The sequence below is a fragment of the Streptomyces sp. NPDC093568 genome, from assembly GCF_044764945.1.
GTDB lineage: Bacteria > Actinomycetota > Actinomycetes > Streptomycetales > Streptomycetaceae > Streptomyces.
Map to the genome: position 1 here is coordinate 191,611 of NZ_JBIWJD010000003.1, position 12,446 is coordinate 204,056.

Consider the following 12,446-nt stretch of genomic DNA (forward strand, 5'->3'; position numbering starts at 1 on the left):
CTCGGACACGGCATGAACGCTGGTCACGAGACGGTGCTTGAGAAGCCGGAATGTGGTCCGGCGACTGAGAGAGAACTGGCACCGGCGCCCTGGAACGGGCGTACACAAGTGCTGACTGGACGGTACCACGCCGTGGCTGCGCGTGGCGAGCGGTCCATTCGTCGGTGAGAACGCCTTGGCGCCCTCACCTATTCCGTTATTCCGTCGCGCACGGGTGTCGATTCCGTGGGGTGCGGTTCGTCGGTGGGGTGTAGGAAGCTCAAGAGGACCGGGAGGACCCATGAAATACATGCTGCTGGTCTGCGGTGACGACACCGCCGACGCCTCGGGCATGACGCCCGTCGAGCCCTGGGTGGAAGGCCTGGGCGACCGCCGCGTACGCCTGCACGGGCACCGGCTGGCCACCCCCGCCGAGGCCGTCACCGTGCGGGTGCGCGACGGCGAGGTGCTGCGCAGCGACGGCCCGTTCGCGGAGACGAAGGAGTACGTCGCCGGGTTCGACGTCCTCGAGTGCGACACCTTGGAAGAGGCCGTCGAGGCGGCGGCCCGGCATCCCGTGGCGGCCGTCGGGGCCATGGAGGTGCGGCCGTTCTGGGAGGACGAGGACGCCGACGCGGCGATCCGCGCTCTCGACGCCGAGCTGACCTCGGCGCTGCGGGAGCGGGACGTCGACCGCGTGGTCGCCTGCTACACACCGGACGCGGTGGAGTTCCGCGACGGCCGGGAACACCGGGGGCTCGGCGCCCTGCGCAAGGCGATGGAGGAAGGGCTCGGCCACGTCACCGGCCCCGTCACCCGCGAGGTGCTGGACTTCCGCGTCCACATCGACGAGAGCATCGCCTTCGGTCAGGCACGTGTCCGCCTGCGCGCCACCCGCGCGGACGGCACCCCGATCGACGACCTGCTGCACATCACCACCGGCTACCGCAACGTCGGCCTGCGCTGGCTGATCGCCCACGAGCACGTCTCCGCCCACACCGAGGAGCGGTCATGAAGTACGTCCTGTTCATCTGCACCCCCGTCGGCGGCGAGGAGCTCAGCCCCGCGGAGATCGCCGAGGATCCGCGTTTCACCGACTACATCGACGAGGTCCGCCGCCGTGACGTCGTCAAGGGCGGCGCCCGCCTGCGCCCGCACACCGACGCCACCACCGTGCGCGTGCAGGGCGACGAGGTGCTGCTCAGCGACGGCCCCTTCGTGGAGTCCAAGGAGTACGTCGCCGGACTCGACATCATCGAGGTCGCCGACCTGGACGAGGCCATCGCCCTCGCGTCCCGGCACCCCGCGGCCCTCGCCGGCGGCTCGGTGGAAGTACGACCGGTCTGGGAGTGAACGACAGGAACGCTGCGAATGACGCGAAGGCCATGAACCACACGAACGGCGTCGAGGAGGCCGTCGCCGAGGCCTTCCGCGAGGAATGGGGTCAGGTCGTCGCCACCCTCATCGGGGTGACCGGCGACTGGGACCTCGCCGAGGAATGCGCCCAGGACGCCTTCGCCCAGGCCCTCGACCGGTGGCGGCGCGACGGCGTGCCGCGCCGGCCGGGTGCCTGGCTGACCACGACCGCTCGCAACCGCGCCCTCGACGTACTGCGCCGGGAGGCGGTGGGGGCGGCGAAACTCCGGGAGGTGGCGGTGCTGGGACGGGACCGGTCGTCGTACGGACCCGACGACGACGGCGACGACAGCGGTGTGCGCGACGACCGGTTGCGGCTGATCTTCACGTGCTGCCATCCCGCGCTGCCCATCGAGGCGCGCGTCGCCCTGACCCTGCGCACGCTCGCGGGCCTGACCACGCCGGAGATCGCCCGCGCCTTCCTCATCCCCGAACCGACCATGGCGCAGCGCCTGGTGCGCGCCAAACGGAAGATCCGCAACGCCGGGATCCCCTACCGGGTCCCGCCCGCCCACCTGCTGCCCGAGCGCACGACGGGCGTGCTCGGCGTGATCTACCTGCTGTTCAACGAGGGGTACGCGGCCACCGCCGGCGCCGATCTCGTGCGCAGGAACCTCTGTGCGGAGGCGATCCGCCTGGCCCGCGTCCTCGCCCGCCTCATGCCCGACGAGCCCGAGGTCCTCGGTCTGCTGGCGCTCCTGCTGCTGCACGATGCACGCCAGGACACCCGGGTCGACGCGGCCGGCGAACTGGTGACCCTGGAGGACCAGGACCGCACGGCCTGGGACCGGGCGAAGGCCGACGAGGGCACCGCACTGCTGGAGACCGCGCTGCGCCGCGGCCGCGCCGGGCCGTACCAGATCCAGGCCGCCATCGCTGCCTGCCACACCAACGCGCCCACCGCCGACGACACCGACTGGGCCGACATCGCCGCTCTGTACGGCGAGTTGACCCGCCAGATGCCCTCCGCCGTGGTCCGCCTCAACCGCGCGGTGGCCGTCGGGATGGCCGAGGGCACGGAGGCGGGCCTCGCCGCGGTCGCGGAACTGGAGCGGGAAGGGGAGCTGGCCGGGTATCACCTGCTGCCCGCCACCCGCGCCGATCTGCTGCGCCGCAGCGGCCGTACGCAGGAGGCGGCCGAGGCCTACCGGCGGGCGCTGGAACTGGTCGAGAACGACGCGGAACGGAGGTTCCTGCAACGGCGGCTCGCCCAGTGCCGGTCCGCGTAGGGCCGCTTCGGCCGGCGGAGCGCGTCCGTCAGGCCGACCGGGCCTCCGCCTCCTTCGCGATCTGTTCGAACTGCGCGCCCATCGCCTCGGCCAGCGCCTGCAAGCCCGACAGTGGACGGACCATGACCATGAACTCCTCGATCAGGCCGTCCTCGTTCACCCGGAGGAAGTCGCAGCCCGTGAGCTGCCGGTCGCCCACCCGCGCGGTGAAGACCAGCGCGTGATCCCGGCCGCCCGGGTCGTTGATCTCGCGCACATAGCGGAAGTCCTCGAAGACCCGCACGACACCGCGCAGGATCGCCGCCGTGATCGCCTTGCCCGCGTACGGCTTGTACACGGCCGGGCTGGTGAAGACGACGTCCTCCGCCAGCAACGCCTCGATCGCCTCGGCGTCGCCTGCCTCGACCGCCTCACGGAACGCGCGCATCGGATCACCTCATAGTCAATTTGTTGAGTAGGTGCGGATGAGAATAATCACCTGCTGTTAACGTGTCCACATGTCCCTGAAGTACGCCGTCCTGGCCGCTCTCCTGGAGGGCGAGGCCTCGGGTTACGAGCTGTCCAAGGCCTTCGACATCTCGTTCGCCAACTTCTGGCCCGCCACCCCGCAGCAGCTCTACCGGGAGCTGGAACGCCTCGCACAGGACGGCCTCGTCGAGGCCAGGTTCGTGCAGCAGGAACGGCGGCCGAACAAGCGGATGTTCACGCTCACCGAGGCCGGCCGCGAGGACCTGCGCGCCTTCGCCGTCGAGCCGCCGCGCCGCCCCACCGCCGTCCGCGACGAACTCCTGATCAAGCTCCAGGCCATGGAGGATCCCGAGGCCACCCGCGCCCTGGTCGAGGAACGCATGACGTGGTCGCGCGGCAAGCTCGACCGCTACGAGCGTGTGCGTGAGCGCCTGCTCGACGGGCGGACCGAGGAGGAGTACCTGCGCGAGTCCGACCGGGTCGGGCCGTATCTGACGCTGCTGGCCGGGATCTCCTTCGAGGAGCAGATCCTGCGGTGGTGCGAGCTCGTCCTGACCGTCCTGAAGCAGCGCGTGGCTCAGGGGTGACGCCGATGTTCGGCCCCGAAGGCCCCTCCCTGCGTGAACTCGCCGTCCAGGCCCTGTCGTCCGTCGAGCGCGGATACGACCTGCTCGCCCCCAAGTTCGACCACACGCCGTTCCGCACGCCGGACTCGGTACTGGCCGCCGTCACCTCCGAACTCGCCCGGACCGGAGGCTACGAGGACGGGCTCGACCTGTGCTGCGGGACGGGTGCCGGCGTCGAGGTGCTGGCCGAGGTGTGCCGGCGCAGTGTCACCGGTGTGGACTTCAGCGCCGGCATGCTCGACGTGGCCCGGCGGCGGGCGGGGGCGGGGGAGGAGCGCCGGGGCGAGCCGCGCGTCGACTGGGTGCGGGCCGACGCCCGTGCGCTGCCCTTCGCCCCCGCCTTCGACCTCGTGGTGAGCTTCGGGGCGTTCGGACACTTCCTGCCCCGGGAGCTGCCCGGGCTGTTCGCCCAGGTCCACTCCGTCCTGCGGCCCGGCGGGAGCTTCGTCTTCCCCGTCGTCGCCCCTCCCCCTCCCGCGTCCCCCGGCTACTGGATGCTGCTGGGCTTCGACGCGGTGATGCGCGTACGCAACGCCGTGTGGCGGCCGCAGTTCGTCATGTACTACCGGGCCTTCCGGCTCGGCGAGGTGCGAAGCGAGCTGGCTCGCGCCGGGTTCCAGGTGGAGCTGCGGGCCCTGTCCGAGTTCGGGCGGCGGCGGGACGGCAGCCCGAAGGTGCGGATGGTCGTGGCACGACGGCCGGACTAGACGCGCGCCCGTGCCCGCTCACATCGCGGCCGGCAGCGTGAACTCGTAGACCAAGGCGTCCTGCTGGGCGTCCACCACGAGGTCCGTGATCTCCAGTGGGCGGGCGTGCTGGTCGTGGACCCAGCGGGTGACCCGTACCGCGGAGGCCCCCGGGAAGCGGGTGATGGCGTCCCGGTGGTGCAGCGTGAGGCCGGCCTTGCGCATCCAGTCGTAGGCGCGGCGCAGTTGGGCCGAGTCGGAGGAGTCGGTGCGCTCGCGGTACCGGCCCAGCTCCGCCACTTCGGCGAGCGCCACGGCGGAGAAGGACGTCACGGCCGTACGCCGGCCGCGTCCGTCGGCGTCCTCGGACTCGTAGCGATGCACCAGGGTGGGCCGGTGCGGACCGAGCCCCAGGGCCTCGGCGTGCTCCGGCGGGGGCGTCTCCCAGGTGACCGTGGCCCGATCGACGGCGCCCGGTCCCGAGGTCCGGGCGCCGACCGGGAAGGTGAGCGACGCCGTGGTCTCGACCGGCAGACCGGGCAGCGTGGCGTGGCTGCCCCGCCGGTCGGTCGCGACCAGGCCGCTGCGGCGCAGCACCTCCAGTGCCTGCCGTACGGTCTCCCTGCTGACCCCGAAGTGCTCCGCCAACTGCCGTTCGGCCGGCAGCCGTTCGCCGGGCGGGACGGTCCCGTCGCGCAGCTCGTCGAGCAGCTGGGTGGCGATCCTCCAGTACAGCGGCTGCGCTTCGGTGAGCGGGCGGTCGTGCGGGGTGGTGCGGGCCATGCCGCGCCTCCTGTTGGTGACGTGTCGTAGCCGTGCGGGCTCCTTGCGTCACCAGATCCAAGCATTGGTCTACACCACCAGGGAAGGGTGGTCTCTCACTTCGGCCGAAACGACCCGCGCCGCACGGGGCTCACAGGGCGCCGTAGAGGGCCTCGATCAACGCCATCTTCCGCGGGTCATCGGCGATATGAGGCCCCATCCGGTTCATCGCGTAACCCATCGACACCCCGGCCTCCGGGTCCGCGAGTCCGCACGAGCCGCCGAACCCGTCGTGTCCGAAAGCCCGCGGGTTCGGCCCGTACGAGCCGTTCGGCCCGCTCAGCCACAGGCCGAGGGCGACCTCGGTCTCGTGCTCGAAGCCGGCGCCGAGCACCAGATCGCGGCAGCTGCCCTGCCCCTCGCGCACCCGCTCGGCCGCCTCGGGGGACAGGACGCGATGGCCGTCGTACGACCCCCGCCCCGCGAAGATCCCGTACAGCGCGGCGATCGCACGCGCGGTGCCGTGCCCGTTGGCGGCGGGGATCTCGGCGGCCCGCCACGCGGAGGAGTTGGCCTGCGCCGCGCCGAGGACGGGATTGGTCAGCGCGGCCAGCGCGGCGGGGGCCAACTGGCTGAAGATCGCCGCCTGTTCACTGGTCCGCTCGGCCGGCGGCTGCACCAGCTCGGCCGCCCGCCCGGAGTCCTTCTCCGGCAGGCCGATCGCGAAGTCGATCCCGAGCCGCCCGGTCACCTCCCGCTCCAGAAAGGCCCCCGGAAGCAGCCCCGACACCCGCCGTACGACCTCTCCCACCAGGAAGCCGTACGTGAACGCGTGATACCCGGAGCGCGTCCCGGGCGCCCACCACGGCTCCATCGCCGCGAGCCGCTGGGTCGTCAACTCCCAGTCGCAGAGCTGCTCGAACGAGTGCGGCTCACGCAGCCCGGACAGGCCGGCGCGGTGCGACAGCAGATGCCGTACGAGGATCTGCTCCTTGCCCGCCGCGGCGAACTCCGGCCAATAGGCGGCCACCGGCCCGTCGAGGTCGAGCAGGCCCCGGTCGGCGAGGATGTGGGCGCACAGCGCCGTCGGGCCCTTGGTCGTCGACCACACGTTGACCAGCGTGTCGCGCTCCCACGGGCGGTTGCGCGCGCCGTCGGCCCAGCCGCCCCACAGGTCCACCACCGTCCTGCCGTCGACTGTGACGGCGACCGCGGCGCCCAGCTCACCGCGGTCGCGGAAGTTCGCCTCGAACGCCGACCGCACCGCCGCGAACCGTGGATCGCACTGCCCGTGCACCTGTACCCCGTGCTCCGCCATGAGCCACCCCACCCCTCGTCCGTCCACCGGGAACCCGGGGTGCGGTACCACGCCCCGGGCGCCCTGAACGTACCGACTGGTCGGACTGCGTGGAAAGTGCCCTGCACGCCGAACTCGCGTGAAGGGCAGCCCGCGTTGCGGCGCGCCGTCCTCGCTCAGGCGTGCGAGCGCAGCCAGTCCAGCTTGGCCGCCTCGTGGAAGGGACCGCCGCCCTCGTGGTCGTTGAAGTCGTACACCTCGATGGCCTTCTCGTCGTGGGCCCACGCGTTGAAGGCGGCGTAGACGGTGGAGGGCGGGCAGGTCTGGTCCTCCAGGGCCGCCGAGAAGAAGGCCGGCGCCCGGCCGCGGGCGGCGAAGTGCACGCCGTCGAAGTAGGACAGGGTGCGCAGGACGTCCTCGGTGCGGCCCCGGTGCGTCTTGAGGTAGAGGCCGATCTCGCGGTACGGGTGACGGTCCGTCATGGTGGCCGCGCGCGGGTAGTCGCACAGGAACGGCACGTCCGGCGCGATCGCCGTCAGGTCGGGGACCAGGCCGCCGACCGCGATCGTGATGCCGCCGCCCTGGCTGGCACCGAGCGCGATCGTGCGCGAGGCGTCGGCCAGCGGGTGCGAGCGGGCGGCCTCGACGGCACGGACGCCGTCCGTGAACACCCGGCGGTAGTAGTAGTTCTCGGGCGCGTCGATGCCCCGGGTCATGAAACCGGGGTACGCCGGCGCGGATCCCACCGGGTCCGGCGTGCCGCCGCCCGCACCCCACGCGCTGCCCTGGCCGCGCGTGTCCATCATGAAGTGCGCCCGGCCCGTGGAGGCCCACAGCAGGTTCTCGTGCGGCAGCCCACGCCCGCCGCCGTAGCCGATGAACTCCACGACCAGCGGCAGCGGCTCCGTGGCCCCGGCCGGCAGGCGCAGCCAGCCCTTCACCGGGTGACCGCCGAACCCGGCGAACGTCACGTCGTACACCTCGACCGTGGACAGCCCCGTGTCGACCCGCTCGAAACGGGCGTCCAGGTCGTGCTCGCGCGCTTCCGCCAGGGTCTTGGCCCAGAACGAGTCGAAGTCCTCGGGCTCGACGGACTCGCTGCGGTACTCGCGCAGTTCGTCGAGCGGAAGGTCGAACAGAGCCATGGAGGACCGCCTTTTCGAAGAGTGACCGAGGATGATCACACAGTACGGGAGTGATCGGAGCGCTCGCCAGATATCTGCCCCTTCGGGCACCTACGATGGCGCCATGACGTCTGCCGTCGATCACCCTCTGAGGACCGCTGATCTGCTGGTCAGGGACGCCGAACTGCTCGTCGTGGACGGAGGGCGGGAGATCCCGGGCGGCTGGCTGGCCGTCACCGATCGTCGGGTGACTGCCGTCGGCACCGCCGGAACCGAGCCCGAGGCACGCACGACCCTCTCGGCCGCCGGACGCCTGGTCACCCCGGGCCTGGTCAACACGCACCATCACATCTACCAGAACCTCACCCGCGCCTACGCGCCCGCCGTGAACGGCACCCTCTTCGACTGGCTGACCACCCTCTACCCGCTGTGGGCCACCTCGACGAGGAAGCCGCGTACGTGTCCGCGTACGTCGGCATGGCCGAACTGCTCATGGGCGGCTGCACCACGTCCTCCGACCACCTCTACGTCCATCCCCGCCCGGGCCTCGTCGACGCCGAGATCCGCGCCGCCCGCGACATCGGCTTCCGCTTCCACGCCACCCGCGGCTCCATGACCCGCTCCGTCGAGGACGGAGGACTGCCGCCGAGGAGTGTCACGCAGACGGAGGACGAGGTCCTCGCCGACAGCGAGCGGCTGATCGGGGCGTATCACGATCCCGGGCCGGGCGCGCTGGTCCGGGTCGCGCTCGCGCCCTGCTCACCGTTCTCGGTCACCAAGTCCCTGATGACCGCGACCGCCGAACTCGCCGAGCGGCACGACGTACGCCTGCACACCCACCTCGCCGAGGACCACGACGAGGACACCTACTGCCTGGAGACGTACGGCTGCCGTCCCGTCGAGTACTTCGAGGAGACGGGCTGGATGAGCGACCGCAGCTGGGTCGCGCACTGCATCTACCCCAACGACGCCGAGTTGCGCCGCCTCGCGGCCGCGGGCGTCGGCGTGGCGCACTGCCCCAGCTCCAACATGCTGATCGGCGGCGGCACCGCGCGCGTGACGGAGATGCGCGAACTGGGCCTGCCCGTCGGCATCGGCTGCGACGGCTCGGCCTCCACCGACCACGCCTCCCTCTGGATGGAGACGAGGGCCGCGCTGCTGCTGGGCCGCTACCGCGGCGGTCCGGGAGCCATGACCGCCCGTGACGCCCTCGACATCGCCACCCGGGGCTCGGCGCGCTGCCTGGGCCGGGAGGACGAACTGGGTCATCTGCGGCCCGGGGCGTGCGCCGACCTCGTCGTCTGGGACCTGCACGAGGTGGCGCTGGCCGGTGCGTTGAGCGACCCCGTGGAGGCGTGGCTGCGATGCGGGCCGGCGCGGGCGTGGACGACCGTGGTCGGGGGACGGGTGCTGGTCGACGGCGGCGAGCCCCGGCTCAGCGGGCTGGCGGACGCGCTGCGGGCCCACGGAGGGATCGCGCGACGGATCCAGCAAGGGGCATGACGGACGCGGGAGGCGTCGCCTCAGGCCCGACGGGAGGGAGGTGCCGCCTCCGGCCCGATGGGCGGGAGGCACCGCCTCGGACCCGACGGGCGGGAGGTGCCGCCTCAGGCCCGACGGCCCGTCCACTGCGGCTCCGTCCGCGCCCATTCCTCCTCCCATTCGGCCAGCCGACGACGCATCGCCGTGTGCCGTACGACGGTGTGAGCGAGCAGGGTCACGGCTGCCGCGCCGGCCGTCGCGCAGACGCCGATGGTGACGGTGTGCTGCCAGACCGCCGTGCGGTCCGGCGGCGGGGCCACGGTCCGGCCCCGGGAATCCAGCCAGACGTCGACGGTCTGGCCGGTCCGTGTGCCGGCCGGGACGCGGGCCGTGTCCGTGCGCGTGCCGGTCGCCGGGTCCGTCCAGCGGACCGTCATGTTGGCGGACGGCTGCCGCCCGCTCTGCGCCATGGGGATCGCCGGGGAGGTCCGGCCGACGACCTCGGCCCGGACCTGACGGCGATCGTCGCGCTGCTTCTGGACCGTGGCGCCGGCGTCCTCGTGCGCCCACCACCCGGCGACCACCCCGACCAGCGGAGCGACGACGACCAGCAGGACGGCCGTGGCCAGTAACGTCCACGCCTCCACGACATCGGACCGGCGCCGCAGCGGACTTGCCCGCCGGCGCCAGCCACGTACCCGGGTTCGCATGCCGTCCAAGTACCCCGGACACCGGACATCGTTCCTGACAATCCGTCCCGGCCCCGCGGCCGGTCAGCCGAAGCGCTCGATCCGGATCCGGTCCACGGGCTGACCCGCCGCCACGAGCAGCCGTGAGGCATGCTCGGCGAACCCGTTGGAGCCGCACACATAGGCCTCCCACCCGCCGGGAGGCCGCTCGGCCAGGAGTGCCGCCACATGTGCGGCCGCCACACGGCCCACCGGCACACCCTGGGGCGCACTCCGCGTGAACACAGGCGTCGTCTCCGCGCCGAACTCCCGCGCGTAGATCAGCTCCTCGGGACTGCGTGCCGACACCAGCAGCCGCAAGGGCACATCCAGGGACTGCGCCCGGTGGTGCCGCACCATCGACATCAGCGGTACGACACCGGAGCCGGCGCCGACCAGCAGCGCCGGCCGGTCCCCGGGCCACGCGAAGAAGCCGCTCAGCGGACCGCGCACCTCGACGGTGTCACCGGGCTTCGCCACCGTGTGGAACCAGCCGGAGACCTCACCGCCCGTCACATGGTCCAGGGTGAGTTCGATGTGCCCGGAGTCGTCCGGCGCGGACGCGATCGAATAGTGGCGCTGGGCCACATAGCCGTCCTCGGCGGTCAGCCGCAGCATCAGGTGCTGGCCGGGCAGATGGCCCGCCCAGTCGGGCACCGCTAGCCGGAAGGTGGCGGCCTGCGGGGTCTCCCGGCGGATCTCGGCGATCGTGGCCGTCTGCCACACGGCGGCGGCCTGCTCGCTGACGGCGATGCGCCCGGGAACGGCGAAGCGCGTGGGCGGGGCGAAGCGTGCTGGAGGGGTGACGCGCGTGGGAGGGGGGACGCGCGTGGGCGGGGCGAAGGTCTCAGTCACGTCAGTCACCGGAGTACCGCTGCTCCTCCCAGGGGTTGCCGCGGGCGTGGTAGCCGTTCTGCTCCCAGAAGCCCGGCTCGTCGTGGTCGAGGACGCGCAGTCCCGCGATCCACTTGACGCTCTTCCAGAAGTACAGATGCGGCACCAACAGCCGCGCCGGGCCGCCGTGTTCCGGCGCGAGGGGCTGCCCGTCGTGGTCCCACGCGATCCAGGCGCGTCCACCGGTCAGGTCGGCGAGCGGAAGGTTGCTGGTGTAGCCGGTGTGCGCATAGGCGACGACATGTGTGGCGGACACATGGGGCCGGACCACATTGAGGAAGGCGTCCAGCGACACACCGCCGAACCGCACACCGAACTTCGACCAGCCGGTCACGCAGTGGATGTCGCCCTCGTACCCGGCCGTGGGCAGTTCGTGCGCCTCCTCCCAGCTCCACTCGCGCGGCTCCTCGACCAGGCCGTCGATACGGAAGGACCACTCGGCGGGCGTCAGCTCGGGAGTGACCTCCGCGGACAGGACGGGCCAGTCGTCGCGGGCGTCGTACTGGCCGGGCGGCAGCGCGGCGTTCTGGACGCGCGGGCGTCCGGTGAAGCCTCGGGTGACATTCATGCGGGTGGTGCCTCCAGGCCGCCATGGGCGGCGGCCCGCCGGTTCGGGCGTGATCGTGACGTGCTGCGGCACGAGCCTCGGTTCGTGCTTCGTACAACCGTACGTGCTCGGGTGGGGCGCCTGAGGGCGGGGGGACCGGCGAGTATGCCTCGCCGCGCCCCGCAAACGCGTGGGAACGCTCGTGATCGCTGGGGTAGTGTGGCCGTCCGGCCGGGGCAGTCCCGGTCGTGGCGAAACCCGGGAGGTGAGACCCATTACCGCTGTGTCAGGTCGGGTGCTCGTATCTCGGATCGGCGCGGATCACCGCCGGTAGGCGACCGCGAGAGCACCCTTCGGCTTCCGAAAGGCTCTCGGCTTCCATGCCCCCTCTGTCTCCCTCCTCTCCCGCTTCCCCCTCGCCGCTCTCGCGTGACGACGTCGTGGCCGCGCTCCGTGCCGCCGGCTGTGTCTTCGCCGAGGACGAGGCCCGTCTGATCCTGGCCGCCGCCCGCACCCCGGACGAGCTGGCCGCCATGGTGGACCGGCGGATAGCGGGCCTGCCCCTCGAACTCGTCGTCGGCTGGGCCGAGTTCCGCGGGCTGCGCATTGCCGTCGAACCCGGCGTCTTCGTACCGCGCCGCCGTACCGAGTTCCTGGTCGAGCAGGCCCTCGCGCTCGCGCCCGAGGCGTCCGTGGTCGTGGACCTGTGCTGCGGTTCGGGCGCGGTCGGCGCCGCCCTCGCCGCCGGACTCGGCCCACGCGGCCCGATCGAACTGCACGCCGCCGACATCGACCCGGCGGCCGTGCGCTGCGCCCGCCGCAACGTCGCCCCCTTCGGCGGGCACGTGCACACCGGCGACCTGTACGAAGCCCTCCCCGGCGGCCTGCGCGGCCGGGTCGGCATCCTCGCGGCGAACGTGCCGTACGTGCCCACCGGCGAGGTCGGCCTGCTGCCCGCGGAGGCACGTGACCACGAGCCCCGAGTCGCCCTCGACGGCGGCCCGGACGGTCTGGACGTGCTGCGCCGGGTCGCCGCCGAGGCGCCCCGCTGGCTCGCGCCCGGCGGCTGTCTGCTGATCGAGACGAGCGAGCGTCAGGCGCCGGCGGCTCTGGAGGCCTTCACCGGCAGCGGGCTGACCGCCGATCTCGTCGTGTCGGAGGAGAGGTACGCGAACGTCGTGATCGGCCTCCACCGGCCTTGATCACGT

Annotated in this window: 14 protein-coding genes; 7 read left to right on the forward strand and 7 right to left on the reverse strand. The window is 72.4% G+C overall.

Features of this window, described 5'->3' with window-relative positions; genetic code table 11:
• Positions 1 to 280: 280 nt before the first annotated feature.
• Genes ACIRD7_RS14985 through ACIRD7_RS14995 form a run of 3 tightly spaced genes read left to right on the forward strand, consistent with a single transcriptional unit; the run spans position 281 to position 2,624 of the window.
• Positions 281 to 994, forward strand: a complete 714-nt coding sequence (locus tag ACIRD7_RS14985; protein WP_403453242.1) for a YciI family protein — start codon at positions 281 to 283, stop codon at positions 992 to 994.
• On the forward strand, positions 991 to 1,332 hold the full coding sequence (locus ACIRD7_RS14990; RefSeq protein WP_403453243.1) for a YciI family protein: 342 nt from the start codon (positions 991 to 993) through the stop codon (positions 1,330 to 1,332). Before ACIRD7_RS14985 ends, ACIRD7_RS14990 begins: the two co-directional genes overlap by 4 nt.
• Before the next feature lie 32 nt (positions 1,333 to 1,364).
• Positions 1,365 to 2,624 (forward strand): RNA polymerase sigma factor, encoded by a 1,260-nt coding sequence (locus ACIRD7_RS14995; protein ID WP_403453244.1) that lies wholly within the window; start codon positions 1,365 to 1,367, stop codon positions 2,622 to 2,624.
• A 28-nt stretch (positions 2,625 to 2,652) separates the two neighbouring features.
• Here the strand turns inward: ACIRD7_RS14995 and ACIRD7_RS15000 are convergent, their stop codons facing one another.
• Positions 2,653 to 3,051, reverse strand: coding sequence for a nuclear transport factor 2 family protein (locus ACIRD7_RS15000; RefSeq protein WP_403453245.1), 399 nt, complete (start codon positions 3,049 to 3,051; stop codon positions 2,653 to 2,655).
• 70 nt (positions 3,052 to 3,121) lie between these two features.
• On the opposite strand from ACIRD7_RS15000, the gene ACIRD7_RS15005 reads away from it, so the two are divergent.
• Both ACIRD7_RS15005 and ACIRD7_RS15010 read left to right on the forward strand, forming a co-directional pair.
• On the forward strand, positions 3,122 to 3,679 hold the full coding sequence (locus ACIRD7_RS15005) for a PadR family transcriptional regulator (protein WP_403453246.1): 558 nt from the start codon (positions 3,122 to 3,124) through the stop codon (positions 3,677 to 3,679).
• Between the two features lie 5 nt (positions 3,680 to 3,684).
• Entirely contained in the window at positions 3,685 to 4,425 is a 741-nt protein-coding gene (locus ACIRD7_RS15010) for a class I SAM-dependent methyltransferase (RefSeq protein ID WP_403453247.1), read from the forward strand.
• Between the two features lie 18 nt (positions 4,426 to 4,443).
• On the opposite strand, the gene ACIRD7_RS15015 is transcribed toward ACIRD7_RS15010, so the two are convergent.
• The 3 genes from ACIRD7_RS15015 to ACIRD7_RS15025 form a co-directional block, all read right to left on the reverse strand.
• A complete protein-coding gene (locus tag ACIRD7_RS15015; protein WP_403453248.1) occupies positions 4,444 to 5,187 on the reverse strand; it encodes a GntR family transcriptional regulator in 744 nt (247 codons plus the stop codon).
• A gap of 130 nt (positions 5,188 to 5,317) precedes the next feature.
• On the reverse strand, positions 5,318 to 6,484 hold the full coding sequence (locus ACIRD7_RS15020) for a serine hydrolase domain-containing protein (protein WP_403453249.1): 1,167 nt from the start codon (positions 6,482 to 6,484) through the stop codon (positions 5,318 to 5,320).
• Positions 6,485 to 6,639: 155 nt separating this feature from the next.
• Positions 6,640 to 7,608 carry an acetylxylan esterase gene (locus ACIRD7_RS15025; protein ID WP_403453250.1) on the reverse strand — a complete coding sequence of 323 codons (969 nt, stop codon included), beginning with the start codon at positions 7,606 to 7,608 and terminating at the stop codon, positions 6,640 to 6,642.
• A gap of 438 nt (positions 7,609 to 8,046) precedes the next feature.
• Between ACIRD7_RS15025 and ACIRD7_RS15030 the strand changes: the two genes are divergently transcribed.
• Positions 8,047 to 9,090: an amidohydrolase family protein gene (locus tag ACIRD7_RS15030; protein ID WP_403453251.1), complete on the forward strand. Its 1,044-nt coding sequence runs from the start codon at positions 8,047 to 8,049 to the stop codon at positions 9,088 to 9,090.
• A gap of 104 nt (positions 9,091 to 9,194) precedes the next feature.
• Here ACIRD7_RS15030 and ACIRD7_RS15035 read toward each other — a convergent pair whose 3' ends face one another.
• From ACIRD7_RS15035 to ACIRD7_RS15045, 3 genes are all read right to left on the reverse strand, one after another.
• The gene (locus ACIRD7_RS15035) at positions 9,195 to 9,779 is read right to left on the reverse strand and encodes a hypothetical protein (protein WP_403453252.1); all 585 of its coding nucleotides are present in this window, start codon (positions 9,777 to 9,779) and stop codon (positions 9,195 to 9,197) included.
• 63 nt (positions 9,780 to 9,842) lie between these two features.
• On the reverse strand, positions 9,843 to 10,550 hold the full coding sequence (locus ACIRD7_RS15040) for a ferredoxin reductase (RefSeq protein WP_403453843.1): 708 nt from the start codon (positions 10,548 to 10,550) through the stop codon (positions 9,843 to 9,845).
• A gap of 103 nt (positions 10,551 to 10,653) precedes the next feature.
• A complete protein-coding gene (locus ACIRD7_RS15045) occupies positions 10,654 to 11,259 on the reverse strand; it encodes a sulfite oxidase-like oxidoreductase (protein WP_403453253.1) in 606 nt (201 codons plus the stop codon).
• 359 nt (positions 11,260 to 11,618) lie between these two features.
• On the opposite strand from ACIRD7_RS15045, the gene ACIRD7_RS15050 reads away from it, so the two are divergent.
• The gene (locus ACIRD7_RS15050) at positions 11,619 to 12,440 is read left to right on the forward strand and encodes a putative protein N(5)-glutamine methyltransferase (protein ID WP_403453254.1); all 822 of its coding nucleotides are present in this window, start codon (positions 11,619 to 11,621) and stop codon (positions 12,438 to 12,440) included.
• Positions 12,441 to 12,446: the final 6 nt, after the last annotated feature.

Bases quoted from the DNA above. Each gene is read 5' to 3' on its own strand.
- ACIRD7_RS14985 (WP_403453242.1), top strand. From the start codon at position 281: ATGAAATACATGCTGCTGGTCTGCGGTGACGACACCGCCGACGCCTCG.
- ACIRD7_RS14990 (WP_403453243.1), top strand. From the start codon at position 991: ATGAAGTACGTCCTGTTCATCTGCACCCCCGTCGGCGGCGAGGAGCTC.
- ACIRD7_RS14995 (WP_403453244.1), top strand. From the start codon at position 1,365: ATGAACCACACGAACGGCGTCGAGGAGGCCGTCGCCGAGGCCTTCCGC.
- ACIRD7_RS15000 (WP_403453245.1), bottom strand. From the start codon at position 3,051: ATGCGCGCGTTCCGTGAGGCGGTCGAGGCAGGCGACGCCGAGGCGATC.
- ACIRD7_RS15005 (WP_403453246.1), top strand. From the start codon at position 3,122: ATGTCCCTGAAGTACGCCGTCCTGGCCGCTCTCCTGGAGGGCGAGGCC.
- ACIRD7_RS15010 (WP_403453247.1), top strand. From the start codon at position 3,685: ATGTTCGGCCCCGAAGGCCCCTCCCTGCGTGAACTCGCCGTCCAGGCC.
- ACIRD7_RS15015 (WP_403453248.1), bottom strand. From the start codon at position 5,187: ATGGCCCGCACCACCCCGCACGACCGCCCGCTCACCGAAGCGCAGCCG.
- ACIRD7_RS15020 (WP_403453249.1), bottom strand. From the start codon at position 6,484: ATGGCGGAGCACGGGGTACAGGTGCACGGGCAGTGCGATCCACGGTTC.
- ACIRD7_RS15025 (WP_403453250.1), bottom strand. From the start codon at position 7,608: ATGGCTCTGTTCGACCTTCCGCTCGACGAACTGCGCGAGTACCGCAGC.
- ACIRD7_RS15035 (WP_403453252.1), bottom strand. From the start codon at position 9,779: ATGCGAACCCGGGTACGTGGCTGGCGCCGGCGGGCAAGTCCGCTGCGG.
- ACIRD7_RS15045 (WP_403453253.1), bottom strand. From the start codon at position 11,259: ATGAATGTCACCCGAGGCTTCACCGGACGCCCGCGCGTCCAGAACGCC.
- ACIRD7_RS15050 (WP_403453254.1), top strand. From the start codon at position 11,619: ATGCCCCCTCTGTCTCCCTCCTCTCCCGCTTCCCCCTCGCCGCTCTCG.